General features: G+C 71.4%; 27 protein-coding genes, 1 tRNA gene and 1 other RNA gene. 19 read left to right on the plus strand and 10 right to left on the minus strand.

Translation table 11 applies throughout. From position 1 onward, the window contains the following. Nucleotides 1-14: 14 nt before the first annotated feature. Nucleotides 15-599 (minus strand): TetR/AcrR family transcriptional regulator, encoded by a 585-nt coding sequence (locus tag ACFQ58_RS10665; RefSeq protein ID WP_376951051.1) that lies wholly within the window; start codon nt 597-599, stop codon nt 15-17. A 122-nt stretch (nt 600-721) separates the two neighbouring features. Between ACFQ58_RS10665 and ACFQ58_RS10670 the strand changes: the two genes are divergently transcribed. The 8 genes from ACFQ58_RS10670 (at nt 722) to ACFQ58_RS10705 (ending at nt 6,797) form a co-directional block, all read left to right on the plus strand. Continuing rightward, entirely contained in the window at nt 722-910 is a 189-nt protein-coding gene (locus tag ACFQ58_RS10670; RefSeq protein WP_376951052.1) for a hypothetical protein, read from the plus strand. A gap of 117 nt (nt 911-1,027) precedes the next feature. Beyond that, nucleotides 1,028-1,471, plus strand: a complete 444-nt coding sequence (locus ACFQ58_RS10675) for a hypothetical protein (RefSeq protein WP_376951053.1) — start codon at nt 1,028-1,030, stop codon at nt 1,469-1,471. Between the two features lie 150 nt (nt 1,472-1,621). Further along, nucleotides 1,622-2,260 (plus strand): biotin transporter BioY, encoded by a 639-nt coding sequence (locus ACFQ58_RS10680; protein WP_376951054.1) that lies wholly within the window; start codon nt 1,622-1,624, stop codon nt 2,258-2,260. After that, nucleotides 2,257-3,459 (plus strand): class I adenylate-forming enzyme family protein, encoded by a 1,203-nt coding sequence (locus tag ACFQ58_RS10685; protein WP_376951055.1) that lies wholly within the window; start codon nt 2,257-2,259, stop codon nt 3,457-3,459. The genes ACFQ58_RS10680 and ACFQ58_RS10685 overlap by 4 nt, the downstream gene beginning before the upstream one ends. Then, complete coding sequence (locus ACFQ58_RS10690; RefSeq protein ID WP_376951057.1) at nt 3,456-4,637, plus strand: thiolase family protein; 1,182 nt, start codon at nt 3,456-3,458, stop codon at nt 4,635-4,637. Before ACFQ58_RS10685 ends, ACFQ58_RS10690 begins: the two co-directional genes overlap by 4 nt. Further along, on the plus strand, nt 4,634-5,314 hold the full coding sequence (locus ACFQ58_RS10695; protein WP_376951058.1) for an energy-coupling factor ABC transporter ATP-binding protein: 681 nt from the start codon (nt 4,634-4,636) through the stop codon (nt 5,312-5,314). The genes ACFQ58_RS10690 and ACFQ58_RS10695 overlap by 4 nt, the downstream gene beginning before the upstream one ends. Before the next feature lie 7 nt (nt 5,315-5,321). Beyond that, the gene (locus ACFQ58_RS10700; protein WP_376951059.1) at nt 5,322-5,915 is read left to right on the plus strand and encodes an energy-coupling factor transporter transmembrane component T family protein; all 594 of its coding nucleotides are present in this window, start codon (nt 5,322-5,324) and stop codon (nt 5,913-5,915) included. Nucleotides 5,916-6,011: 96 nt separating this feature from the next. Then, nucleotides 6,012-6,797, plus strand: coding sequence for a metal-dependent hydrolase (locus ACFQ58_RS10705; RefSeq protein WP_376951060.1), 786 nt, complete (start codon nt 6,012-6,014; stop codon nt 6,795-6,797). Nucleotides 6,798-6,859: 62 nt separating this feature from the next. Here the strand turns inward: ACFQ58_RS10705 and ACFQ58_RS10710 are convergent. Next, nucleotides 6,860-6,935: transfer RNA gene (locus ACFQ58_RS10710), tRNA-Lys, on the minus strand. A 136-nt stretch (nt 6,936-7,071) separates the two neighbouring features. On the opposite strand from ACFQ58_RS10710, the gene hisN reads away from it, so the two are divergent. Continuing rightward, nucleotides 7,072-7,941: a histidinol-phosphatase gene (gene hisN, locus ACFQ58_RS10715; RefSeq protein ID WP_376951061.1), complete on the plus strand. Its 870-nt coding sequence runs from the start codon at nt 7,072-7,074 to the stop codon at nt 7,939-7,941. Between the two features lie 77 nt (nt 7,942-8,018). Next, nucleotides 8,019-8,279, plus strand: a complete 261-nt coding sequence (locus tag ACFQ58_RS10720) for a hypothetical protein (RefSeq protein ID WP_376951062.1) — start codon at nt 8,019-8,021, stop codon at nt 8,277-8,279. An 11-nt stretch (nt 8,280-8,290) separates the two neighbouring features. On the opposite strand, the gene ACFQ58_RS10725 is transcribed toward ACFQ58_RS10720, so the two are convergent. Further along, nucleotides 8,291-9,535 carry a low temperature requirement protein A gene (locus ACFQ58_RS10725; RefSeq protein ID WP_376951063.1) on the minus strand — a complete coding sequence of 415 codons (1,245 nt, stop codon included), beginning with the start codon at nt 9,533-9,535 and terminating at the stop codon, nt 8,291-8,293. A 68-nt stretch (nt 9,536-9,603) separates the two neighbouring features. On the opposite strand from ACFQ58_RS10725, the gene ACFQ58_RS10730 reads away from it, so the two are divergent. From ACFQ58_RS10730 to ACFQ58_RS10740, 3 genes are all read left to right on the plus strand, one after another. Beyond that, nucleotides 9,604-10,017 (plus strand): group III truncated hemoglobin, encoded by a 414-nt coding sequence (locus ACFQ58_RS10730; RefSeq protein WP_376951064.1) that lies wholly within the window; start codon nt 9,604-9,606, stop codon nt 10,015-10,017. A 74-nt stretch (nt 10,018-10,091) separates the two neighbouring features. After that, nucleotides 10,092-10,622, plus strand: coding sequence for a septum formation family protein (locus tag ACFQ58_RS10735; protein ID WP_376951065.1), 531 nt, complete (start codon nt 10,092-10,094; stop codon nt 10,620-10,622). A 104-nt stretch (nt 10,623-10,726) separates the two neighbouring features. Beyond that, nucleotides 10,727-11,095, plus strand: a complete 369-nt coding sequence (locus ACFQ58_RS10740; RefSeq protein ID WP_376951066.1) for a hypothetical protein — start codon at nt 10,727-10,729, stop codon at nt 11,093-11,095. An 84-nt stretch (nt 11,096-11,179) separates the two neighbouring features. Here ACFQ58_RS10740 and ssrA read toward each other — a convergent pair. Further along, nucleotides 11,180-11,548, minus strand: a transfer-messenger RNA (tmRNA) gene (ssrA, locus tag ACFQ58_RS10745). A 168-nt stretch (nt 11,549-11,716) separates the two neighbouring features. Between ssrA and ACFQ58_RS10750 the strand changes: the two genes are divergently transcribed. After that, nucleotides 11,717-12,376, plus strand: a complete 660-nt coding sequence (locus ACFQ58_RS10750; protein WP_376951067.1) for an SIMPL domain-containing protein — start codon at nt 11,717-11,719, stop codon at nt 12,374-12,376. 18 nt (nt 12,377-12,394) lie between these two features. Here the strand turns inward: ACFQ58_RS10750 and ACFQ58_RS10755 are convergent, their stop codons facing one another. The 5 genes from ACFQ58_RS10755 to ACFQ58_RS10775 all read right to left on the minus strand — a co-directional run bounded on the left by ACFQ58_RS10755 (nt 12,395) and on the right by ACFQ58_RS10775 (nt 16,781). Further along, the gene (locus ACFQ58_RS10755) at nt 12,395-13,132 is read right to left on the minus strand and encodes a tyrosine-protein phosphatase (RefSeq protein ID WP_376951068.1); all 738 of its coding nucleotides are present in this window, start codon (nt 13,130-13,132) and stop codon (nt 12,395-12,397) included. 55 nt (nt 13,133-13,187) lie between these two features. Continuing rightward, a complete protein-coding gene (gene smpB, locus ACFQ58_RS10760; RefSeq protein WP_376951069.1) occupies nt 13,188-13,664 on the minus strand; it encodes an SsrA-binding protein SmpB in 477 nt (158 codons plus the stop codon). 66 nt (nt 13,665-13,730) lie between these two features. Then, entirely contained in the window at nt 13,731-14,642 is a 912-nt protein-coding gene (gene ftsX / locus ACFQ58_RS10765) for a permease-like cell division protein FtsX (protein WP_376951070.1), read from the minus strand. Beyond that, nucleotides 14,639-16,162, minus strand: a complete 1,524-nt coding sequence (gene ftsE / locus ACFQ58_RS10770) for a cell division ATP-binding protein FtsE (RefSeq protein ID WP_376951071.1) — start codon at nt 16,160-16,162, stop codon at nt 14,639-14,641. Before ftsE ends, ftsX begins: the two co-directional genes overlap by 4 nt. Nucleotides 16,163-16,250: 88 nt before the next feature. Next, on the minus strand, nt 16,251-16,781 hold the full coding sequence (locus ACFQ58_RS10775) for a flavodoxin domain-containing protein (RefSeq protein ID WP_376951072.1): 531 nt from the start codon (nt 16,779-16,781) through the stop codon (nt 16,251-16,253). A gap of 155 nt (nt 16,782-16,936) precedes the next feature. Here ACFQ58_RS10775 and ACFQ58_RS10780 point away from each other — a divergent pair, with 155 nt between their 5' ends. Then, entirely contained in the window at nt 16,937-17,701 is a 765-nt protein-coding gene (locus tag ACFQ58_RS10780; protein WP_376951073.1) for a gamma-glutamyl-gamma-aminobutyrate hydrolase family protein, read from the plus strand. 39 nt (nt 17,702-17,740) lie between these two features. On the opposite strand, the gene prfB is transcribed toward ACFQ58_RS10780, so the two are convergent. Next, nucleotides 17,741-18,856 (minus strand): peptide chain release factor 2, encoded by a 1,116-nt coding sequence (gene prfB, locus ACFQ58_RS10785; RefSeq protein WP_376951074.1) that lies wholly within the window; start codon nt 18,854-18,856, stop codon nt 17,741-17,743. Between the two features lie 102 nt (nt 18,857-18,958). Between prfB and ACFQ58_RS10790 the strand changes: the two genes are divergently transcribed. The 4 genes from ACFQ58_RS10790 to ACFQ58_RS10805 all read left to right on the plus strand — a co-directional run bounded on the left by ACFQ58_RS10790 (nt 18,959) and on the right by ACFQ58_RS10805 (nt 25,123). After that, nucleotides 18,959-19,897, plus strand: coding sequence for a hypothetical protein (locus tag ACFQ58_RS10790; protein ID WP_376951075.1), 939 nt, complete (start codon nt 18,959-18,961; stop codon nt 19,895-19,897). Beyond that, nucleotides 19,894-21,198, plus strand: coding sequence for an MFS transporter (locus ACFQ58_RS10795; RefSeq protein WP_376951076.1), 1,305 nt, complete (start codon nt 19,894-19,896; stop codon nt 21,196-21,198). Before ACFQ58_RS10790 ends, ACFQ58_RS10795 begins: the two co-directional genes overlap by 4 nt. Nucleotides 21,199-21,421: 223 nt before the next feature. Beyond that, nucleotides 21,422-23,248, plus strand: a complete 1,827-nt coding sequence (locus tag ACFQ58_RS10800; RefSeq protein ID WP_376951077.1) for a hypothetical protein — start codon at nt 21,422-21,424, stop codon at nt 23,246-23,248. 123 nt (nt 23,249-23,371) lie between these two features. Further along, on the plus strand, nt 23,372-25,123 hold the full coding sequence (locus ACFQ58_RS10805; protein ID WP_376951078.1) for a serine/threonine-protein kinase: 1,752 nt from the start codon (nt 23,372-23,374) through the stop codon (nt 25,121-25,123). Nucleotides 25,124-25,281: the final 158 nt, after the last annotated feature.

Here is a 25,281-nt window from a genome sequence, read left to right on the forward strand (position 1 = left end):
GGGGCGGAGTCGGGTCAGTCGGCGGTGGGCGCGAGCAGCTCGCGGACGACCTCATGCAGGGCGTCGTGCAGCTCCTCATCGGCGGGGCGCAGTTCCTCGTCGGCGAAGGTGCGCCCCGCCGTGAGCAGGAATGCGGCGCCGCCGAGCGCGACGCCGAGCCGCACCTGGTCGGCGACGCTCTCGCGCGGCTCGCACATGGCGGCCGCGAGACGCCGGACCGACGCGTTGGCGCGGGCGATGATCGGCAGCTCCGAGAGGCTCGGACCCTGGATGAGGAACACGTGGACCGCCTCGCGGTGCACGAGCAGCATGTCGACGATGCGGTCGACCAGCATGCGGCGTCGCCCGGGGGTCCGGTCGGCGAGGTACTCGTCGAGGACCTCCTCGAACTCGGCGACGGCCGGCTCGATGGCGGCCTCGAGCAGCGCCTCCTTCGAGGCATAGTGGTAGAGGACGCTCGACTTGGAGTACCCGGCTCGATCGGCGATGTGCTGCAGCGAGGATGCCGCGAACCCGACGGTCGCGAACTGCTCGAGCGCGGCCTGCTTGAGTTCCTCGGCGGCGCGCACGCGGGACGAGGGCTTGACGTCGGCGGGCATGCCACGAGCGTACTTGACCGATCGGTCAGATCCTGCACGATCGGTCAGGCTTCGCGGCGTTCTCCCAGCCGACCGCTGTCAAGCGGTCGCCCGGGGTCCGTCCCGAGCGGTAGCGTGGCCGCATGCGCAAGTACCTCTTCAGTACGGCGGTCCTGAGCTCGATCTTCAGCGCGATCGGCGTCGTCCGCGCCACGACCGCGGGCCCGCGCGACTGGAGGCTAGTGCTCATGTGGGTCTCCTGGGCGGCGACGTTCGCGATCGCCCTGGGCACGGTCGCCGACGAGCAGAAGCGCCGCGAACTGGCGGAGTAGCGCCGGGCGGCGTGTCCGCTCCGGCATCGCAGCGCGCGTGTCGGACACTGGTGGAGACCGACCGCTGCCGAGTCCGCGACGAGTCCGCGGCCCGAGCGCACGACCGAGAGGACCCCGATGTTCCGCCGCTGGCGCCGTGCCCGGCTCGCCGCCCAAGCCGCCGCCCACACCGCTTCCGCTCCGTCGCCCCGTGCCACGGCGGCGGACCTCCGCGGCGAGCACATCTTCGAGCTCGTCAACGCCAGGCTCTCCCGGTTCATCGGCCCCGAGGGCCAGTGGGCGCTCGTCCGCCGCACCGCCGATGACTCCGATCGCATCTTCCAGGCCATGCTGACGCACCAGATCGCGGCCGAGGTCACGCGCGCGATCCTCGAGGAGCGCGAGCAGGTCGCCGTCGTGGTCCCGGCCGACGAGGCATCCCTCGCCCTCGCCTGGACGCCGGCGCCGCTCGTCGTCTGGGCCGACCCGGTCGACCTCGGCGCCGACGAGGACGCGATCGACGAGACGGACGCACCCCGGCCCTCCGAGGTCGAGACGACCGAGGTCGCGCGCGCCGCCTGACCGTCGGCCCTCCTTCCCGTCCGTCCGGCGCGACTCGTCGCTCCAAATTCGGGCATCGATTCTTGTACGGCGACCTCGCGCGGCCCGCCCGACGCCGTTCGTAGCGTGATCGTGGGCTGTTCGCCCGCCACGCCGACCGACGGGAACCGCATGACCGCCACCCAGTCCCCCGCCCCTGCGCCCGCGCGCAGCCGCGTCCGCACGTCCGCCCGCGACCTCGCGCAGATCGCGGTGTTCGCCGCGCTCATCGCCGCGTTGGGGCTGCCCGGCGCACTGTCGATCGGCGGCATGGCCGTGCCGATCACGTTCCAGACGCTCGGCGTCATGCTCGCCGGCGCGATCCTCGGCGCGCGCAAGGGCGCGCTCTCGGTGCTGCTGTTGCTCGCGCTCGTGGCAGCCGGCCTGCCGCTCCTGGCCGGCGGCCGCGGCGGCATCGCCGTCTTCGTGGGCCCGTCCGTGGGCTACCTGATCGGCTGGGTGCTCGGCGCGTACGTCATCGGCTGGTTCACAGCCCGTCTGCTGCCCCGCTACCGAGTGCTTCCGGCGCTCGCGGCGACGGCCTTCGGCGGCATCGTCGTCATCTACCTCGTGGGCGTGCCGATGTTCGCCGTGATCACGGGCACCCCGCTGACGGTCGCCCTGGCCGGTTCGCTCGCGTTCCTCCCCGGCGACCTGCTCAAGGTCGTCGTGACCGTGCTGGTCGCGAAGGGCGTGCACCGCGCGTCGCCGGGTCTCATCGAGCCGGCGCCGTGGTCGTGGCGCCGCACGGTGGAGCAGCGCGGCGCATGAGCGACTGGCTGCGCGGCCGCGATGAGCGGGTCGCCCTGGCGTTCGGCGGCGACGCCGTGCGCTTCGGCGAGCTCGCTCGCGCGGTCGACGCAGCCGTGCTGCCGGCAGGTTCCGGACCGATCGGATGCCGCGTGGGCGGCGATCCCGTCGACCTCGTCGTGACCGTGCTCGCGTGCCTCGCGCGCCGCCGCCCGGTGCTCGTCGGTGCCGACCAGGCGACGGCCGATCGCGTCGCCCACGCCCTTCCGAATGGGACCGAGCTCGCGCTGACGACGTCGGGCTCGACCGCTCGCGACGGCGATGCGCCACGACTCGTCGCCCGCACGAGCGCCTCATGGCTGGAGTCCGCCGCACCGCTCGCGGAACTGGCGGGGCTCGGCGCCGACGATCGCGTCGCCGTGACGGGCCCACTGCACGTGTCGATGCACCTCTACGCGGTGCTCCACGCACTGTGGCTCGGCGCGACGGCGACCGACCGGCTGGATGGTGCGTCCGTCGTGCATGCGACGCCCACGCGTCTCGCCCGACTGCTCGACGGTGCCGACGCGCCTCGTGCCGCGATCGTCGCGGGGGCCGCCATGGGCGACCGGCTGCGCGCGCGGACCGCGGAACGCGGCATCCGCCTGACCGAGTACTACGGCGCGGCCGAGCTCTCGTTCGTGCTCTCCGGATCGGGCGGCTCGCTCGCCCCGTTCCCCGGCGTCGAGGTCGAGCTCCGGAGCGCCGCCACCGGCGACGAGCTGTGGGCGCGCTCGCCGTACCTCGCGGTCGACGTGGTCGGCGGCACGCTACGGCGTGACGACCGCGGCTTCGCGACGGTCGGCGACCTCGCCGAGCGTACGGCCGTTGGCGGCATCCGCGTACTGGGGCGCGGCGACGCGGCCATCACGACGGCCGGCGCGACCGTGCCCGCCGAATCGATCGAGGCCCGGCTCAGCGCCATCGACGGCGTCCACGCCGCCGCCGTGATCGGCGAACCGCACGAACTGCTGGGTGAACGCATCGCGGCGATCCTCGAGCTCGACGACGGGATCGCACTCGAGGCAGTGATCGCCGCCGCCCGCGCCGAGCTCTCCCCCGTCGAGCTCCCGCGGCGCTGGTTCATGCAGGCGCTGCCACGCACCGACTCGGGGAAGATCGCACGCGGTGCGCTTCGCGCCGCGGTGGCGGCGGGCCAGCTCGGGGGTGGTCACCGATGAGCGCCGACCGGCATGCTCCCGTGATCGTCGCGGCGCGGCGCACGGCGATCGCCACCGCGTCGCGCGGCTTCGCCAGGCACAGCGTCGACGCGCTCGCCGCGCCCGTGATCGCCGCCGTCGCGACAGCGGTCGCGCCATCCGGCCTGCCCATCGACGACGTGGTGCTCGGCAACTGCATGGGACCGGGCGGCGATCTCGCGCGCGTCGCCGCCCTGCGAGCGGGGCTCGGCGCGGCTGTGCCGGGCGTGACCGTCGACCGGCAATGCGGGTCGGGCCTCGACGCGGTCCTGCAGGCGGCCTCGCGCGTGCGAGCCGGCGATGCGGCGCTGGTCATCGCGGGCGGAGCCGAGTCGGCGTCGACCGCTCCGCACCGGCACTGGCCCGATTCGGGCGAGCGGTACACGCGTGCCCCGTTCGCCCCGGTCGGCTTCCCGGACCCCGACATGGGCCCGGCCGCCGAGTACCTCGCGCGCGTGCGCGGCATCCCCCGGCACCGCCAGGACGAGTGGGCTGCGCGCTCCCACGCGCGAGCCGCCGCGGCGCAGGCGGCCGGCGCGTTCGACGCCGAGATCGTGCCCGTCGACGGCGTGGCGCGCGACGACCGTCCGCGCGCGTCGATGGACGTCGCCCGCCTCGCGAGGTTCACGCCGGCGTTCGCCCCCGCTTCGGCGTCGCTCGCACGGGATGGCGCACGACCGGGCGGCACGGTCACGGCCGGCAACTCGTGCGGCTTCTCCGACGGTGCCGCCGCGATGGCGGTCACGACCGGCGACGTGGCCCGCGATCTCGGACTTCCCGCGCTTCGCGTACGCGCCGCGGCCGTGGCCGGCGGCGACCCAGCGCTTCCCGGCCTCGGCGCCGCGCCGGCCGCCCGCGCGGCGCTCGCTCGCGCCGGTATGACCGTGGCCGACCTCGGCTCCGTCGAGATCACCGAGGCGTTCGCCGCACAGGTGCTGGCCGTCAGCGACGACCTCGGCCTCGACGAGGCGACGATCTCGGCCGACGGTGGCGCGATCGCGCTCGGCCATCCGTGGGGCGCGTCGGGCGCCATCCTGCTCGTTCGGCTCGCCGCGCGCATGCTCCGCGACGGCGCCGACTTCGACGGCCGCGCTGGTCTTGCAGCGTGCTCGATCGGCGGCGGGCAGGGCATCGCGATGATCGTGGAGCGGATCGCATGAGCGCCATCCGCTTCGAGGGCGTCTCGCACGACTTCGGCGACGAGCGCGTCGTCGACGGCGTCACGCTCCACCTCACCGAGCGGCGCGTCGGCATCGTCGGGGCGAACGGCTCGGGCAAGTCCACGCTGGCGCGCATGATCAACGGCCTCGTCACGCCGACCGTGGGGCGCGTCGAGGTCGACGGCCTCGACGTGGCCCGCCAGGGGCGCGAGGTGCGCCGACGCGTCGGGTTCGTCTTCACGAACGCCGACACCCAGATCGTGATGCCGACCGTGCGCGAAGACGTCGCCTTCACGCTGCGGCGACACCGGCTGCCGGCGACGGATGCCGCGGCCCGCGTCGACGCGACGCTCGAGCGCTTCGGCCTCGCCGACCTGGCCGATCGCCCCGCGCACCGCCTTTCGGGCGGGCAGAAGCAGCTGCTCGCGCTCGCCTCGGTGCTCGTCGGCGAACCATCGATCGTCGTCGCCGACGAACCCACGACCCTGCTCGACGCCCGCAACGCGCGCATGATCGCCGAGCACTTCGAGGCGCTCGACGAGCAGCTGGTCGTCGTCAGCCACCAGCTCGACCTGCTCGAGTCGTTCGATCGGGTGGTCGTCATGGAGGCGGGACGCGTCGTCGCCGACGATGCGTCGAGACCCGCGCTCGACGCGTACCGGGCGCTGATCGGGTGAGACACGGATGATCGGCGTCTTCCACCCCGGCACCTCGGTGGTGCATCGCGCGCCCGCGCTCGCCAAGCTCGCGCTGCTCGCGGTCGCAGTGACGGTCGTGTCGCTGCTGCCCTCGCTCGAGGCCCTCGGAGTCGCCGCCATGGTCGTCGTGCTCCTGTTCGTGTTCGCGCGCATCCCGGCGCGTCTCGCGTGGCGGCAGATCACGCCGATCCTCTGGCTGCTCGCGTTCGCCGTGCCGGTGCAGTGGATCTTCGCCGGCTGGGAGGCGGCCGCGACGATGGGCCTCCGGCTGGTGCTCGCCGTCGCCCTGGCCGCCGTCTACACGCTCACGACGCCGGTCTCCGCCACGCTCGACGCGATGCAGGTGCTCCTGCGCCCGTTCCGCCGCTGGGTGGACCCCGACCGGATCGGGCTCGCGCTGGCGCTCGCCATCCGCTGCGTGCCGCTCCTGGCGGAACTCGTGCGCGAGGTGCTCGAGGCGCGGAAGGCGCGCGGTGCGGAGGGGTCGCCCACGGCGTTCGCGGTGCCCGTGATCGTGCGCGCCCTTCGCACGGCCGACCACCTCGGCGAGGCGCTCATGGCGCGCGGCGTCGACGACTGAGACGCGCCGCGCCCGACACGCCCGGCAGTGTCACCGGCACCCGGCAGACTGGTCGATCGCCGACCCGACGGCCGACCGAAGGAGCCACCCACCCCGATGATGGGCGTCACCCATGCCACGAGCGGCGCGGCCGCGTGGATCGCGATCACGAGCACGCTGCCGATCGTGACCTCGGGGGCGTATCCGCTCGACCCGGTCGGCGTGCTCGCCGGCACGGCCGTGTGCGCAGGAGCTGCGCTGCTGCCCGACGCCGACCACCACAGCGCGACCATCGCGCACTCCGTGCCGGTCCTCGGGCGGCTGGCGACCGGCACGGTCGGCATGCTCTCGGGCGGACATCGCCAGGGTGCGCACTCCCCGATCGCGGTGGCGCTCGTCGCGGCGGGCGCCTGGGCGCTGACCCTCGCGACCCTCGAGACCGACCAGCTCGGCAGCGTCGCGGTCGGAGCCGGCATCGGCGCGGCCGCCCTCACGGCGTTCGGCCTCAAGGCGCGCGACTTCGTCCGCACCTGGGTCGCCGCGTGGGCGCTGGGGCTGCTGCTCGGTGCGTTCATCGTGCTGTTCGCACCCGAGCAGGTGGCGTGGTTCCCGCTCGCCGTGACGCTCGGATTCGTGGTCCACCTCGCGGGCGACTTCCTCACCACCGGCGGACTGCCGGGACTGTTCTGGCCGTGGGTGCCGCGCCCGCCCGAGGCGCTGCATCCCGTGCCCGTGCTCAACCGCGTCTGGATGCCGAACGGCTACGTCGCCGTGCCGATCCTCGGCGACACCGGGTCGCTGCGAGAGACGCTGCTCGGCGCGCTCCTCGGCTTCTACTGCTTCGCCGGCTTCGCGCACGAGGGCCTGCTGCTGCTCGGCGTCGACCTGTACGCGTTCTGGTGAGCGGTGATTCGAGCCGGCGTGCCGGAAACGACGAAGCCCCGGCGATCGCTCGCCGGGGCTTGTGGTGCACCCCCAGGGACTTGAACCCTGAACCCACTGATTAAGAGTCAGTTGCTCTGCCGATTGAGCTAGAGGTGCGTTTCGGTGGGGTTTTTCTCAACCCCGAACCGAGGATCAACGGTATCAGGTGGGCAGGCCGATCGCGAAATCGTCCGGCGGCCGGGCGCGCGGCGCCATCGGTCGCCGCCTCGGGCCCCGGGGCTAGGCTGAACAGGTGACGGATGCCACGACTCCGCCGGAGCCCGACCAGGCCGCGGGCGACACCGACGCCGACCTCGACGACCTCGCGCTCGACAACGACCTCGCGCTCGCGCTCGAGCTGGCCGATCTCGCCGACCGCGCGGCCATGGACCGCTTCCGCACGGTCGACCTGCGCGTCGACACGAAGCCCGATCGCACGTTCGTGACCGAGGCCGACCTCGCGGTCGAGCGGGCGGTCCGCGAACTCATCACGCAGCGACGACCGGGCGACGGCGTGCTCGGCGAGGAGTACGGGACCGAGGGGTCGGGCGCGCGACAGTGGATCGTCGACCCGATCGACGGCACCGCGAACTTCCTGCGTGGGGTGCCCGTGTGGGGTGCGCTCATCGCGCTCACCGTCGACGGTGCGCCCGTCGTGGGGGTCGCGTCGATGCCGGCGCTGGGTCGCCGCTGGTGGGGCGCGCAGGGACTCGGGGCGTTCACGACCGATGCGCCGGGCGCCCAGCCCCGTGCCATCCGCGTGTCGTCGGTCGGCGATCTCGCCGACGCGTCACTGAGCTTCCAGAGCATCGCGCAGTGGCGCGACGCCGGGCAGCTCGACCGGCTCCTGGCGCTCGGCGAGCGCGTCTGGCGCGACCGGGCGTACGGCGACCTGTGGTCGTACTGCCTGCTCGCCGAGGGACTCGTCGACGTCGTCGCCGAATTCGACCTCAAGCCGTGGGACATTGCCGCGGCGGTGCCCATCGTCGAGGCCGCGGGCGGTCGCGTCACGTCCATCGACGGTGCGGCGCTCGGCGACGGCAGCGTGCTCGCGACCAACGGAAGACTTCACGACGCCGTCCTCGAGGTGCTCGAGGGTGAGGCGGCCTCCGACCCCGCGTGACGCCCGTGGCATCATCCGTCGCCGGTTCGTCGTACCCTTGAGGTGAGGGCCGGGGGGCCTCGAGGGGATGTTCGGCAATGGAGGCCAGACGGCATCGCACGGTGCACCAGCCGCAGGCGCTGGGGCCCGACGACGACCCGTACGTCGCGTACCTGCTGTGGCGGGCCGAGCGCGACGCGGCGGCGGCCGCCGCAGCCGGCGATTCCGTCAGCGCCGTCGACGCGGCCGAGTCCGGCGATGGGCCGATCGCCGCGACCGCGGCGGTCAGCGCGCGCGCGCCGGTGGGCTTCTCGTCATGGCTGCGCCGGCTCGCGATCTGGCACCGCCCCGCGCGCTGAGCGGGCGACGATCAGGACGCGCCGGCCGTGTCATCCGCCTCGACCGCGCTCGCGTGCCCGTGCGCCTCGCGGATCTCGCGCCGATGCTCGGCGTAGCGCACCGACTCGACCACGATGAGCACGCCGCCGGCGACGACGAGCACCGCGAGCGCCAGGAGCGGCGGCAGCAGGGCGGCGACGGGCATCGCGGCGAGCACGAGCAGGGCCGCCGCGAACCGCAGCCACTTCACCCGCCGTGCGACCCTCAGCCAGAAGAACGCCACGCCCGCGAGATAACACGACACTCCGCCATAGAGCGCCGCGGCGCCGAACAGCCCCAACGGCTCGGCGTCCTCGACGTGGGCGATGACGTCCTCGACGCCCAGCGCGACGAGCACGATGCCCGCGATCAGCATCAGGTGGAGGTAGGTGTAGCCGTCGATCGCGAGTCCGGCCCGCTCGACGCCACGAAGTCGCGCGAGCTCGCGCTCGGCGGCTAGCGCCGTCGTGTCGAAGTAGATCCACCAGAGGAAGATCGAGAGCAGCAACGCCAGAGCCGAGCCCGTGATGATCGCCACGCTCACCGGTTCCTGTGCGGCGCCGACCCCGATCGCGACGATCGACTCGCCGAGCGCGAGGATGACGACGAGCCCGAACCGTTCCGCCCAGTGCGCCGCGGAGTGCACGCGCCAGTTGCCGCCAGACGACGTGACGTACGTCAGCAGGACGTCGAGCACGAGCGCGATGAGCCACAGCCACGTCTGCAGCAGGGGGTTTGCGACCAGGGCGCCCGCGATGAGGAATCCGGATCCGGCCACGAGCGCCAGCGACGTCCGCAGGATCTGCCGTCGCAGGGGTGGGTCGTCCGCCGCTGCCACGTAGTACAGCGTGAGGTGCGTGACGCGCACGACCATGTAGGCGATCACGAGCACGAGCGGGCCGAACAGCCCGCCGGGAAGGTCGACGTAGGCCTCGGGGATGACGAGCGCGACGATGAACATCGCGATCATCGCGACGGACATCCCGAGCTTCACGCCGCCCTCATCGACGTGGGTCTGGTTCGCGAGCCAGGCGTACGACACCCACGACCACCAGAGCAGGGTCAGGATGGTGAGCGCCTGCAGCACGCCGATCGCGCTGTGGGTGGCCGCCATGTAGTGCGTCACCTGGGTGAACGCGAACACGAAGACGAGATCGAAGAACAGCTCGAACGTCGTCACCCGGTGCGCCTCGTCGGACACCCGGAATCCCTTGGCCGGACCCAGTCGCCATTGCATGCCGCCAGTCTTCCGGCCCCCGCCGCTCACGGGAAGGGTCAGGTGGAACAGCGGCTAGCGTGGATGGAATGGTGCATGATCTCGCGAACCGCGGCGACGTCGAGCAACTCGTCGTCGCGTTCTACGAGACCGCCTTCCGCGACCCGCTCATCGGGCCGATCTTCACCGACGTCGCCCGCATGGACCTCGCGGCGCACCTGCCGATCATGTGCGACTTCTGGGAGACCGTGCTGTTCCGCAGCGGGGCGTACCGGCGCAATGCACTCCAAGTCCACGTCGCCCTGCATGCGCGCCATCCGCTCGCCGACGAGCACTTCACGCGGTGGCTCGAGCTGTGGGATGCCACGGTGGACGCGCACTTCGCGGGACCCGTCGCCGACCGGGCCAAGCTGCAGGCGGCGAGGATCGCGGGATCCATGCGGCGCCGCCTCGCCGGCCGGTCGGGCAGCGCATTCGAGACGGTGGCGCGCCTCGACGCATGACCCACGGAGGGAGGCTGTCCGTGGCGTCGTCGCACCGATAGGCTTGCGCCGCCCCGCATCCCTATGGGGCTCCCATGACCGACAGGATCCTCATGCCCACGACCCGATCCATCACGCGCACCGTCGCGCTCGCCGCCGCCGTCATCGTCGCCGGCACGCTCTCCGGATGCAGCCTGATCGGCGACCTGCTGCCCGCGCCGCAGCCCCAGCGCGACGAGACGACGCAGGAGATCACCGAGAGCGGCGACGCCGACGTGTTCGCCCTCAAGGTCGGCGACTGCCTCGAGATGCAGGAGGGCGCGCAGGTCGAGACCGTGCCGGTCGTGCCCTGCGACGAGCCGCACACCGACGAGGTGTACCACGACTTCGAGATCGCCGACGGCGAGTTCCCTGGCGACGACGCCGTGAACTCCGCCGCCGAGGAGGGCTGCGTCGCCGCGTTCGAGCCGTTCGTGGGCCTGCCGTACGACTCGTCCGAGCTCTACGTGGCCTGGTACGTGCCGACGCAGCAGTCATGGGAGGGCATCGACGACCGCGTCGTGTCGTGCACCATCACCGACCCGAGCGGCCCGGTCACCGGCACGCTCGAGGGCGCCGCGTACTGACCAGCCGACCGCAGCCTTCCATGTATTGACACATCCTCACTTCGGAGTAGGGTCGGGCCAGAGTCTGGCAGTTTCCCGTGACCGACGAAGCAAACGGAGGAATCATGCTCAAGAAGGCACTCGCAGCGGCGGGCCTGATCGCCGCATTCGTCCTGATCCCGACCTCGGCGCAGGCTCTCGACTGCATCAACGTCAGCAAGCCGCCCGCGGAGTGCGGCGCCGTCTGCACCGAGGGGCCGATCATCAACGGCAACTGGGCGTGGCTGCCGAGCGTCTTCCCGGGCGCTCCCGAGGTCTGGGCGTTCGTCCCGCCGGGAACGGTGCAGGACTTCGGCCTGCCGGGCGAGAACGGCAACTACCAGAACGGCGAGGGGTTCGCGCTCCTGGTCAACGCCATCTGCGACTCGCTGGGGCAGGTGAGCGAGAAGCGCCAGACCGAGCACGGCATCCAGCTCATGGAAGGCTGCCCGTGAAACGTCACTGACGACGCAGGACCGACGAAGGCCGCCCCTCGCGGGGCGGCCTTCGTCTGGCTCCGAGCGTGCGATGACGGCCGATGGTGGAGATGGGGGGAATTGAACCCCCGTCCATCGCTGAGATTCCGCGCCTTCTCCGGGCGCATCCTGTGAAGCGTTCTGCTCGGCCCCGACCCTTGCCACAGGCAGCCAGGTCGACAGGCCCAGCCTGAAGAAAGTCCCGTACGACGCTCAGGCGACGTCGTACAGCGAGTTCCCTAGATGACGCCAGCGACCGGGGCGGGAACAGACCCGGACTGACGGACTATCGGTCTCGCTTAGGCAGCGAGAGCGAAGTCGGACTGCTTCTTATTGGCAGTTATTGTTTCGCAGGGAGCGTTCACGAGATAACCCTGCATCCTCGGCCCGCTTCTCGCAGTCTCACAGGCGATGTCGAAACCGATCATCCCCATGTCGCGCCATCCGATTCGCATCGGAGGACGGGCCATCATCGCACGCTGTGGAGTTGCCAACACCGGGCGGCGATCCGTTGAACCGCCTGTTGCCCGGCCTTACAGTCTAGAACAGGCGACGCCGCTCCGCCATTCCCGAGCGGGCACCGAGCACCCGAGGAGCCGCATGCCCACGATCATCGCCGTGACCGGTCGCGCCGAGGAGCGCATCGAGCCCGAGCTGGGCGCCGTCTCGCTCACGGTCGGCAGCTCCGGCGGCGAACGCGACTCGATCCTCCGCTCCGTCGGCGAGTCGCACGAACGCCTGCTCGAAGAGGTCCGCGAGCTCGAGGCGTCGGGCGCGCTCGAATCGTGGTCGGCGGGCCAGCTGCGCGTCTGGTCGCATCGCCCGTGGAACGCCGAGGGGCGCCAGCTGCCGCTCGTGCACCAGGCGAACGCCGACGTCGAGGTCGTGTTCCGCGACCTCGGGGTCCTCGGAACCTGGGTCGGCACCGTGTCCGGAACGCCGAACGTCGCGGTCGGGGGCATCGACTGGCGGCTGACGGATGGCACGCGCGATCGCGTGCAGGAGACGGCGCAGCGCGGCGCCGTCGCCGACGCCGTTCGCAAGGCCGGGGTGTACGCCGAGGCGCTCGGACTCGGGACGCCGGTGCCGGTCGAACTCGCCGACCACGGGATGCTCTCGGAGCAGCCCGTGCCGATGATGCACAAGGCGACCATGGTGCGGGCGATGGCAGCGGATGCAGGCGGCGCGTCCGCGCCCGAGTTCGCGCCGGCGAAGCTCGTGCTCGAGGCATCCGTCGACGCGCGCTTCACCACGGAGTGACGCCGCGATCGCGCCGGCTCAGCCGCGCTCGATGAGCCAGGTCTCGAGCGCCGCGAGTTCCCGCCGCCGCAGGCCCGACGCGAGGAGGTACTCGCGAGCCGAGCCGTGCCGGCGCTCGACCTCGTCCAGGGCCGACTCGAGCGCCTCGCGCGGGCTCCCGCCCATGAGCGTGCGCAACGCCGGGGTGTCGGGCACGCCGTAGCGGCCGATGAGCGCGACCATCTCCTCGAGCCATTCGCCCGCGAGGTGCGACTCGGTGAGCACGTAGTCGGCGATGACGGACTCGCGGTCGACACCCGCGCCGAGCAGGGCCATCGCGACCACCATGCCCGTTCGGTCCTTGCCCGCCGTGCAGTGCACGACGACGGCGCGATCACCGGCGGTCGGGAGCGCACGCAACGCGTCGACGAGGATCGGCGAATGGCGGGTCACGATGCGGTGGTAGAGCGCCTCGAGCGAGATGCCGCGTTCGCCCTGCGACGCGCCCGACCCCTCGAAGACGGGCAGGCGGTGCACCTCGACGTCGAGCCCGTCGAGGTCGTCGGGCATGAGGCGTGCCTCGTTCTCGTCGCGGAGGTCGATGATCATGCCGACGTCGAGCCGGCGCAGTGCGTCGCGACCCTCGTCACCGAGCCGGTGCAGGCCGTCGGAGCGGAACAGCGCGCCGCGACGGACGACGCCGTCGCGGGCCGGCAGTCCGCCGACATCGCGGAAGTTGTACGTGCCCGGCACGGGGATGCGCGTCGAGATCTCCACGGGCGGAGCCTACCCCGCGTGGCTGGGATGTCGGCAGGCAGCCTGGTCGGCCGGCCTACTCCCCCAGGTTGCGCCGCGACGCCATGGCGCGATCGGCCTCGCGCTTGTCCTGCCGCTCGCGCAGTGCCTGGCGCTTGTCGTACTCGCGCTTGCCCTTCGCGACCGCGAGTTCGACCTTGGCCCGGCCGTCCTTGAAGTACAGCGACAGCGGGACGAGCGTGTAGCCGCCCTCCTTCGTCTTGTGGCTGATCTTCACGATCTCCTGCTTGTGCATGAGCAGCTTGCGCTTGCGGCGCGGTGCGTGGTTGTTCCACGTGCCCTCGGTGTACTCGGGGATGTGCACCGCGTCGAGCCAGATCTCGCCGCCGTCGATGAACGCGTAGCCGTCGACGAGGGACGCCCGGCCCTGCCGGAGCGACTTCACCTCGGTCCCGGAGAGCACGATGCCGGCCTCGTAGGTGTCCTCGATCAGGTAGTCGTGGCGCGCCTTGCGGTTGGTCGCCACGACCTTCTCACCGCGTTCCCTGGCCACGACCTGCTCCTCGCTTCGAATGACGGCGCCCCGGGGCATCCGGAAGCACAGCCCCCCAGTCTAACGTCACACGCGCAGGTACCTGCGAATGGCGATGGCCGCCGAGACCGCGGCGAGCAGCACGCCGACGCCGACGAGCAGCGGCACGACGAGCAGCGCATCGTTGAGGTCGACGAAGGTGAACGACAGCGTGTCGGTCAGGTACCCCTGCACGAAGAAGACCACGATCGCGACCACGGCGGCGCCGGCGAGCAGCGACCCGATGAGCCCGGCGAAGACGCCCTCGAGCACGAACGGCGTCTGGATGAACCGGTTCGACGCGCCCACGAGGCGCATGATGCCGAGCTCCTTGCGCCGCGAGAAGGCCGACAGCCGGATGGTCGTGGCGATGAGCAGCGCCGCCGCGACGAGCATGATCGCGGCGAGCGCGACGGCGGTGTAGCTCGCGGTGTTGAGCACGTTGAAGATCTGGTCGAGGTAGCGCCGTTGGTCGACGACCTGCTCGACGCCCGCGAGGCCGGCGAGGCTCTCGGCGATCACGTCGGACTGCGACGGGTCGACGAGGTTCACCCAGAACGTCTCGTTCAGCACGTCGGGCGTGACGTAATCGGCCGCCGGGGTGCCCTCGAACTGGTCCTGGAAGTTCGCATACGCCTGCTCGCGGTCCTCGAAGTAGTACTCGTCGATGAACGGATCGAGCGTGTCGCTGTCGAGCTGGGCCTCGACGGCCTCCTTCTGCTCGGGCGTCGCCTCGCCGTCGACGCAGCCCTCCGCGGTCGACACCGCCGTGCACAGGTACACGGCGACCTGGGCGCGGTCGTACCAGTAGCCGCGCATCTGGGCGATCTGCAACTGCAGCAGCGCGGCGGTGCCCACGAACGTGAGCGAGACGAACGTGACGAGCACGACGGAGATGACCATGGTGGCGTTGCGCCGCAGGCCATTCGCCGCCTCGGCGAGCACGAGACCGAACCTCACTTGACCGGCCCCACTTCCTGGTCGTCGTCGCCGGGGCGTGGCCCGGCCGGGCTGCGCAGGCCGAGTCGTTCGGCGAGCGTGAGGTTGGCGGACTTCTTCGCACTCCCGGGCGGGGCTGGGCGTCCTGGCGGCGCGTCGGCCTCGGCGTCGTCACCGCCCTGGGCGGGCACGCGCTCGATCGGCGCAGTCGCCGCCGCCGTGATCGCGGCGGCCTCGTCGGTCACCTCATCGGTGGCCTCGGGCTCGACGTAGAGCGGTGGGGCGTCGCGCATGACCTCGGCGGTCACCTTCGGCGCGGCGCGCTTGGCCTTGGGTGCGGATGGCGCGGCCGCCGACTCCTCTTCCCGCAGTGCCGCGACGACCGCGTCGGCGTCCTCGCCGGTTGCGGGCACGTCGTGCGAGGCCGAGTCGAATCCGGATGCATCGTGCAGCACGTCGTCGGCCGTGGCGGGTTTTGCGGGCGACGTCTTCTTCGTCGCCCGGCCAGGGCTCGGCTTCGCCGCCTTCGCCTCGGCTTCCGCCGTCTCGGTGCCGGCGGCCTTCGCCGTGGCTGCCTCGGCCCTGCTCTTCCGCGCGGCGGCGACAGCGGCGGCAGCGGCCGCTGCAGTCGCGGCAGTCGCGGCAGCCGACTCGCTTGGCTGCGCTGCGGTCGCGGCGGGCTCGACCTGCGCGGCGGGCGTCTCGGCCGGGACGGGGGCCGCGCCCTTCCGCGTGGCGGACTTGCGGGAGGGGCGCCGCCCGCGCCCCTTCGTCACCGCCGGTTCGGGCGTCGGCACGACCGAGGATGCGGCGGCCGCGGCATCCGTCGCCTCGACCTCGACCGCGATCGCCTCGGCCGAGATGCCGTAGCCCGCGCTGCGCTCGTCGCGCACCACCTCACCCGCGGAGAGCTCGATCACGCGACGCTGCATCTGGTCGACGATGCCGGCCTCGTGCGTGGCCATGATCACCGTGGTGCCGCCGGCGTTGATGCGCTCGAGCAGCGTCATGATGCCCGCGCTCGTCACGGGGTCGAGGTTGCCGGTCGGCTCGTCGGCAAGCAGGATCTGCGGCTTGTTGACGATCGCGCGCGCGATCGCCACCCGTTGCTGCTCGCCTCCCGAGAGCTCGTGCGGGAGCCGCTTGCCCTTGCCGTCGAGTCCGACGAGCCGCAGCGTCTCGGGCACGGCCGTCTGGATGAAGCCGCGGGACTTGCCGATCACCCGCAGCGCGAACGCGACGTTGTCGAAGACGTTCTTGTTGGGCAGCAGCCGGAAGTCCTGGAAGACCACGCCGAGGTTGCGCCGGAAGTACGGGATCTTGCGCGAGGAGATGCGGCGCAGGTCCTGGCCGAGCACGTGGATCTGGCCCGTCGTCGGCCGCTCCTCCTTCAGGATCAACCTGAGGAAGCTCGACTTGCCGGATCCGGACGCGCCGACGAGGAACACGAACTCGCCGCGCAGGATCTCGACCGTGACATCGTCGAGGGCCGGCTTGCTCTGCCCGTTGTAGGTCATGGTGACGGAGTCGAAGCGGATCATCGCGTTCGAGCCTAGGCAGCATCGACCCGAAATGGGGCAACGACACCGGAATTCGTGCGCCCGTGACCGACGGACGCCGCCGTCGCGCTCAGGCCGGCGTCGTCGCCAACTCGGCCGCGACCTGCTCGCCCCACGCGTCGATCGCGTCCCAATCGCGGAAGTCGCCGGTCGGGAGCGCGTCGTTCTCGGGCATCCAGTGCAGCATCTTGTGGGGCCCGCGCAGCTTGTCGGGCTCGAGCGCACCGAAGAACACCATCGTGCCGCGCGGGTGCAGTTCGTCCTCGTACTCGTCGAACTGCTTGGGTCGGGCCGCGACGAGCACGTCGTTGCCGTCCTTGTCGACGCGTGCGGTGCCGAGCGGCCCGCTGCTGAAGAGCCACGTCGGCCGCTCCCCCAGCAGTTCGCGGTTGCGCCGGACGAACTTCCGCGCCTCCTTGCGCCAGTTGGACATGTACGCAGCGCTGCCGACCACGAAGGCGTCGAACCCCTCGGGGAACTCGACGGCGTCGCAGCGCTCGACGTCGACCTCGTGCCCGGCGTCGCGCAGTCGATCGCCGATCCGATCCGCGATGCCCCTCGTCGCACCGTACTTGCTCGAGTACGCGACCAGCACGCGCATGACCCCCACCTCCGTTGTCGGCTCCAGCCCGCTCTACGCGGCCGAACCTACGCGGGCGCTCGGTGCGCGCCGAGTGCCGAAGGTCCCCTCCCCCTGCCGGGGCCGTCGTCACAGGCGTAGGTTGGAGAGGGCACCGACCGAGGCTGGGAGGCTCGATGACCGTTCCGCTCATCGGCGTCGTCGCCGATCGCAAGTCCGCGAGTTCGGGGGCGTGGGTCGACATCCCCACCGATGCGCTCGCCCACGCCTACATCTCCGCGCTCCAGGAGGCGGGCGGCGCACCGCTCATGTTCCCGAGCCTCGACGTGCACGTGGCCGACCCCGACCGGCTGCTCGACCTCATCGACGGACTGTTCCTGCCCGGCGGCCGCGACATCGACGCCGAGTTGTACGCCAACGAGGCGCACCCGTCGAACGACCCGCCGCTGCGGATCCGTGACGAGCTCGAGTTCGCGCTCGTTCGCGGCGCTCGCGACCGAGGCATGCCCATCCTCGGCGCCTGCCGTGGCATGCAGGTGATGAACGTGGCGCTCGGCGGCACGCTCGAGCAGCACATCGGCGACCGCCTCGACCTCACGCCCCACCGCGCCACCGTCGGCGAGAAGACCGAGCACCCGGTCGCCATCCACGAGGGCACGCTGCTGCACAGCATCACGCACGACGACGAGTTCGACATCTCGTCGCATCACCACCAGGCGGTCGACCAGCTCGGCGAAGGGCTCATCGCCTCGGCGAGCGCGCCCGACGGGCTCATCGAGGCGATCGAGACCACCGACGGCTCGTTCTGCCTCGGCGTGCAATGGCACCCCGAGGAGCGCCTCGATCCCGAGGGCATCACGCTGATCAAGGCGTTCGTCTCGGCGGCGCGCGCGCACGGGCGGGCCGGTGCGCCGGTGCGCGAGGTCGCGAAGGCGTCGTGAGGCGGATGGCGCGGGGCCGCGCCATCCGTCAGCCTTCTGCTAGTCGCCCGACTGCTGCTTCTGCTTGCGCCACTTGATGCCCGCGGCGATGAACCCGTCGAGGTCGCCGTCGAACACCTTCGACGGGGTGCCCTCTTCGTACTCGGTGCGCAGGTCCTTCACCATCTGGTACGGCGCGAGCACGTACGAACGCATCTGGTCGCCCCAGCTCGCGGTGATGTTGCCCGCGAGCTCCTTCTTCTGGGCGGCCTCCTGCTCCTTCTGCAGCAGGAGCAGGCGCGACTGGAGCACGCGCATGGCGGCGGCGCGGTTCTGGATCTGCGACTTCTCGTTCTGCATCGACACGACGATGCCGGTCGGGAGGTGGGTGAGGCGCACGGCCGAGTCGGTCGTGTTGACGGACTGGCCGCCGGGGCCGCTGGAACGGAAGACGTCGACGCGGATGTCGTTGTCGGGGATGTCGACCTCCTGCGCCTCCTCCATGAGCGGGATGACCTCGACCGCGGCGAAGCTGGTCTGGCGCTTGCCGGCGGCGCCGAACGGGCTCATGCGCACGAGGCGGTGCGTGCCGGCCTCGACGCTGAGGGTGCCGAACGCGTAGGGCGCGTCGATCTCGAACGTGGCCGACTTGATGCCCGCCTCTTCGGCGTAGCTGGTGTCCATGACGCTCGCGCCGTAGCCGTGCTTCTCGGCCCAGCGCAGGTACATGCGCATGAGCATCTCGGCGAAGTCCGCGGCATCCACGCCGCCGGCGCCGGCGCGGATGGTGATGACGGCCGGGCGCTCGTCCCATTCGCCGTCGAGCAGCGTCTGCACCTCGAGGTCGCCGATCGTCTTCTCGAGCGACGCGAGCTCGGTGCGCGCCTCGGCGGCGGACTCCTCGTCCTCGGCCTCGTGCGCGAGCTCGACGAGCACCTCGAGATCGTCGAGCCGCCGCTCGATGCCGGTGATGCGCGTCAGCTCGGACTGGCGGTGGCTGAGTGCGCTCGTGACCTTCTGCGCCTGCTCGGGGTCGTCCCACAGGTCGGGGGCGCCGGCCTGGTCGCTGAGCTTCGCGATGTCGGCCTCGAGGGCGTCGACGTCGACGACGGCACGGATGTCGCGGAAGGTGGTGCGCAGGGAGGCGATCTCCTGCGTGAGGTCTAGATCCAACATGGCGCCGTCCAGCCTAGTGGTGCGGCATGTGGGCGGGCTGCGTGCGCGGGGCCCTTCCCGTGCCGCGGCCCGTACGGCAGGCTGTGCCTGCAGGGGGATGCAATGGATGTCACGGACTGGCTGCTCGACGCCGATCCCGCAATCCGCTGGCAGGTGATGCGGGACCTGACCGACGAGCCGGCGGAGGCGGTCGCGACGGAACGGGCGCGGGTCGCGACCGAGGGGTGGGGCGCACAGCTGCTGGCGCTGCAGGCGGCGGACGGCCAGTGGGGCGGCGGCACGTACTCGCCGAAGTGGATCTCGACGACGTACACGCTGTTGCTCCTCCGCCTGCTCGGGCTCGAGCCCGATGCACCGCAGGCCCGTGCCGCGATCGACCGTGTCCGCGAGGGCGTGACATGGAAGCGGGACGGGGACTCACCGTTCTTCGGCGGGCAGCGCGAGACATGCGTCAACGGCATGGTCCTCCAGCTTGCGTCCTATTTCCGCGAGACCGGCGAGCTCGTCGATCGGCTGCTCGATCGCGTGCTCGCCGAGCAGCTCGACGACGGCGGATGGAACTGCGAGGCGCCGCACCACTCGCACCGCTCCTCGTTCAACACGACGATCCTCGTGCTCGAGGGCCTGCTCGAGCGCGAGCGCTCGGTCGCCCCCGACTCGGCGATGACCGCAGCGCGAGCCCACGGCGAGGAGTACCTGCTCGACCGGCGGCTCTTCCGCTCGCTCTCCACCGGCGCGGTGGTCACGTCGGCCTGGACCCGATTCTCGTTCCCGCCGCAGTGGCACTATGACGTCCTTCGCGGCCTCGAGTACCTCCGCGCGACCGGCCGCCGTCCGGACGAACGCTGCGCCGATGCGATCGACCTCGTGCGCCGCCACCGGCGCGACGACGGCCGCTGGCCGCTGCAGAACACGCACCACGCCCGCACCCACTTCCAGATGGAAGACGGCGACGGGAACCCGAGCCGATGGAACACCCTCCGAGCCCTGCGGGTGCTGCGCTGGTGGGACGGCGGCGCGGGCCTACGATCGATGGAGTGACCTCCGACACCGCCCGCCCGTTCTCATGGCGGTCGGTCGTCCTTCCCGCCTACCTGCCGACGCTGCTGTTCTCGCTCGGCGAGGGTGCGATGATCCCCGTGATCCCGGTCGTCGCGACCGAACGGGGAGCCTCGCTCGCGCTGGCCGGGCTCATCGCCGCCATGCTCATGGTGGGCGAGCTGGTCGCCGACCTCCCTGCTGGATGGCTCGTCGCGCGCATCGGCGAACGCGCCGCGATGATCGGCGCCTCGGCGCTCGCGGCGGCGGGCACGCTGCTCGCCCTGCTCGTGCCGACGACCTGGGCGCTCGGCGTCGGCGTGTTCCTGCTCGGCCTCGCGACGGCGGTGTTCGGGCTCGCGCGACACGCGTTCCTCACGAGCCACGTGCCGGCGCGGATCCGTGCGCGCGCGCTGTCGACGCTCGCGGGCGTGTTCCGCGCGGGGTGGGCGGTCGGGCCGTTCACGGCGGCGGCGATCATCGCCTGGACGGGATCGTCCGACGCGGTGTTCTGGGTGCTCGTGCTCTCGTGCGCTGTGGTGGTCGTCGTGCTCCTCGTGCTCCCCGACCCCGAGCAACTCTTCGCCACGACGCGCCGGGCGCGCCCCGGCGGCGATGACGGTGAGGGCCAAGCGGATGCCGCGCACGGCGTGCGGCACGCCATCGTCACGTACCGCGCGGTGCTCGCCCGCATCGGCACGGGGGTCGGCATCCTCGCGGCGCTGCGCGCGAGCCGCACGGTGATCCTGCCGCTCTGGGCGGTGTCGATCGGCATGCGGCCGGATGCGGCAGCGCTCGTGATCGGCATCGCCGCAACGGTCGACTTCGCGCTGTTCTACGTGAGCGGCCATGTCATGGATCGGCACGGTCGCCTCTGGAGCGCCATCCCCGGACTCGTCGGCCTTTCGGTCGGGCACCTCGTGCTCGCGTTCACGCACGACCTACCTGCGGCGGTGGCGTGGTTCACGGGCGTCGCCATCCTGCTCGGCATCGCGAACGGCCTGTCGAGCGGGGTGATCCTCACCGTCGGTGCCGACCTGGCTCCCAAGGCGAATCCGGCGCCGTTCCTCGGCGCCTATCGGACCATCGCCGATGCGGGTCAGGCGGCTGCTCCGCTCGCCGTCGCCGCCGTGACCTCGGCCGTCTCGATCATGGTCGCGAGCGCCGCCATGGGCGTGGTCGGGTTGATCGGCGCGGCCATGCTGTGGCGGTGGATCCCGCGCTACGTGCCGCGTCAGCCGCGGCATCCGGCGCCCGAAGAAGCCGAGCGCGACGAGGGTTGGACCCCGGCCGCGGACACCTGAGGCCTCCGACCCTCGTCCACCGTGACTCGCGGGACACGGGAGTTGCTCGCGTGCACGGAAACCCCTCGAAGAGGGGACTCCCACCCTCTGGCCGCCTGGCGGCACTGGTGGTATCCCGGTCATATCTCTCGCAAGGGCTGCGGTAATCGAGGGGGGAACGATGAAACCGCCCTTTCGTCCTGCTCGAACCTGATCGAGCTCCGACGCCGACCGGTTGCGCGCCATGACCTCGGTCGGCCTGGCGGCGATACTCGTCTGCTGCGTGCCGGCTGCGCCGGCGCTGCAGGGCGAAGCGCAGGACGGCGCCGACCACATCCTCTACGCCGGTGAACTCACGACGCAGGAATCAGATCCCGATGGGCTGGCGGTGGAGACGTACTCGGTCGGGTCTTTCGGTGTCGCGTGCATGGGTTCCGATTGCACTCTCGTCGGCGTGTTTCCTCACTACTTCCGAGGAGGCGGAGACCAACGCGGGATTCCGATAGTCCTGCAGGACGGCTACGCGGAGGTCCGGCAGGAAGCGACGCCGGATTACCCGTGCACGAGCGATCGAAGCCAAGCCCCTGGAACGCTGATCGTCGATGCGACGGCTTCCGACATCGTCGTGCGCTGGAGCATGGCGGCCTATGCGTGCGAAGATCCTCCTCCCCTGACCCACGTTCCCCTCTTCCCCGCGCCCGGTCCGAGCCCGATACTCCCCGTCGTCCCGGGTCTCCTGCCGAGCCCTCCCTCCTCGAACGGGTCGCGCGTCGGTACCGGAGCATTGCGGACAGTGGCCGACGTCGAGCAGTTCACCGTCCCGCAACTGGACGAAGAATGGGTCGGCACGTACGTTGAGGGCAACCCGTGCCTCGTGGATGCCGCTGCCTGTGCGGACCCGCCCACGGAGGCAGCGCCCGGTCCCACTGAATCTCAACCGGGCGAGCCAGAATCAGAAGCGGATGACGCGTCGACCGCCTCGCCTGAGGCGACCACCCCGTCAGCCGGAGCCGACGATACTGCGGCGCCGACCGAGTCGAGCGGCGTGCCACCGATCGATCCGACAGGAGAACCGGTTCCTCCGTCGGCGTGGAGTTCGCCCAGCAGACTCGGCCACCTGGCACTCATCACGGAGGCCGGCATCGCACCGCTGCAACTCTCCATCGCGGCGGCACTGACCCTGATCCTCGTGCTCCTCGTCGCATTCCCGACGGCGCTGCTCAATTCGGCGATCGACGAGCTGGCGAATCGACGGAAACGGGCAGGACCGCCCCCGACAACACCGGCGCACCTCAGTGGCTGGTGGAAGGCCGGCGTGACCGTCCTCGCCGCCGGTGTGATCTCGAGTTTCGTCCATCCCGACTTCGGCCTGAACGCACAGAGCCTCAGGATCACCGCGTCACTGCTCATCGCGTTCGCCGTGGACGTGGTGATCGGCTGGTCGATCCTCGTTTGGATGGTGCGCCGCACGACCCCGGGGGTTTCCGCGTGGTTCACGTTCAAGCCCTGGACGCTCCTGATCGTTGCAGGTGCCGTGGTGCTCACTCGCCTGACGGAGTTCGAGCCCGCCATCATCTTCGGACTGGTCGCCGGCGTGACATTCAGCACGTCGATCGAATTCCGGAAGAAGGCCCCGGCATCGCTGATCAGCCTGGGCTATGCGTTCGCGATCGGCCTGCTCGCCTGGGTGACGTATTCGGTGATCGCCCTGGTCGTGGAGGGTGAAGGGATATCGGGCACCGTGTTCCTGAAGGAAGTCCTCTCATCGTTCGCGATCGCCGGCGTGGCCGCGTTGCCGATCGTGCTCGTCCCGCTCCGGGGCCTCCCTGGGTACGAGATCTACCGGTGGCGACGGGTGATCTGGGGAATCGCGTACTTCATTGCTCTCTTCACCTTCTTCGTCATCATGATGCCGATGCCGTTCTCATGGCTGGGCATCACCAAGCCGCTCGCCGCCTGGGTCGGCCTGTACGTCGCCTACTCGGCGACCGCGCTGGCGATCTGGATGGCGGTGCACTTCACCCGAAGCGAGCACAGCGGACGGCGATCGCGGCCGCAGATGCAGACCTGACGGCAGGAAGGGGCTTCGATGGATCGCGCGCTGCCCTTCCACACCCCGAGCACCGCCGCAAGCCCGTGAACTCGGCGGGTGCGACGACGTACCGTCGAGCGTGACCCGAAGGATCGCCCCCGCATGAGTACGCCCTCCACGCTCGTCGCCGACCGGTACCGCCTCGTGAAGATGATCGGCGCCGGCGGCATGGGCGTGGTCTGGGAGGCGTGGGACGAACGCCTCCATCGCGCCGTCGCCCTGAAGATGCTGCGGACACGTCCCGAGCTGACCGATGAGGAGCGCGAGGCCGCGACAAGGCGGGCGATGCGGGAGGCTCGGCTCAACGCGGGCCTGCACCATCCGCATGCGGTGCCGGTCTTCGACGTCGTCGAGCACGAGGGCCAGCCGTGCATCGTGATGCAGCTCATCGACTCGACCCCGCTGTCGACGCTGCTGCGCGAGCACGGGACGTTCGCTCCGCGCGAGGCCGCGCGGGTCGGCGCCCAGGTGGGCTCGGCGCTCGCGGCGGCCCATCACCGCCGCATCGTGCACCGCGACGTGAAGCCCGCGAACATCCTGATCCGCGAGGACGGCTCGGCGATGATCAGCGACTTCGGCGTCGCGTACGCGCTCGGCGACGCCAACATCACTGCGACCGGCCTGATGTACGGCACGCCGGCGTACCTCGCGCCCGAGGTGGCGCGCGGGGAACCGTCGAGCTTCGCCTCCGACGTGTTCTCGCTCGGGTCGACGCTCTTCGCGATGCTCGAGGGCGCACCGCCGTTCGGCACCGACGCCAACGCGATCGCGTTGCTGCACCGGGTGGCGAGCGGCGACCTCCCGATGCCGACCCGCGCGGGACCCCTCAAGCCGCTGCTGCTCGACATGCTGTCGCCCGAGCCGAAGCACCGGCCCGACATGAAGCACGTCGTGTCGGAGCTGACCGCGCTCGAGCGCGAGCTCGAGCCGGGGCCAGTGGAGGAGGGCACGGGCGAGGGGCGTGCCGAGTCGGATGGCTCGGCCTCGACGATCCCGATCGCCGGCGCCGCCGCGGGCGCCGCTGCCGCCGCCGCATCGACGATGCCCCCGGACGCGGATGCGACGGCACCCACGGAGCGGCTCGACGAGCCTCCGCCCGAGCTGGTGCCAGAGCCGGTGCGGGAGCAGGAGCTGCAGCGGAGACCTCAGCAGCCGGACCCCTCGGAGCCGACCGGGCCGACCGAGCGCATGCCCGCGACGCCTCTCTTCCCCTGGATGGCGGACTCTCCGCCCGTCGACGAACCGCCCGCGGTCACGGAGCCGGACGCGCCGGCTCGCCGTCGCCGCCGCACTGCCGTCCTGATCGGTGCCCTCGTGGCCGTGGCCCTGCTGTCGCTCGGCGCCGTGCTCCTCTTCTCGTCGCTCCGACCGGATGGCGGGACCGCCACGGGCCCGGGCGCCGAGCCGACGGAAACGACCCCCGAGACATCCGCGCCCGCGACCACCACACCCGGACCCTCCCCTGAGACGCCGGCCAGCACCGCACCCGCCACGCCGCCACCGACGACGGAGGCTCCGGACGCGCCGAGCGGCCCCGACCGTGCGGTACGGATGCTCACGGACTACTACTCGCTCGTGCCGGGCGACCTCGACACCGCATGGACGATGATGACCGAGGACTACCAGGTCAACCATGTCGGCGGTCGCGACGCGTACGACGCCTTCTGGAGCGACGTGGCCGCGGTCTCCATCTCGGATGTCTCGGCGTCCGCCCCCGAGCAGGCGCAGGCGACGCTCACCTACACGTTCGCCGATGGGCGCGTCGTCCAGGAGGTGACGGCGTACCGCCTGGTCGACGAGGGCGGCGTGCTCAAGATCGCCGCGACCACGGTACTGAGCAGCACGCAGGTCTGACGCGAGATCCGAGCGTTGCTCGGTTCTTCCTTGACAAGCGCCACGGGTCGCAGCAGAGTGTGCCCTAGGGTCCGCAGAGCGCCAGAAGCGCGGCGAGTACCAGTGCGCACGACGCCGTCGCATCCCCATCCTGGCCGGAGTCGGACCGGTGGGAGTCG

Origin of the sequence: Agromyces sp. NPDC056523 (assembly GCF_042794545.1) — a bacterium.
In the GTDB taxonomy this organism is placed as follows: domain Bacteria; phylum Actinomycetota; class Actinomycetes; order Actinomycetales; family Microbacteriaceae; genus Agromyces.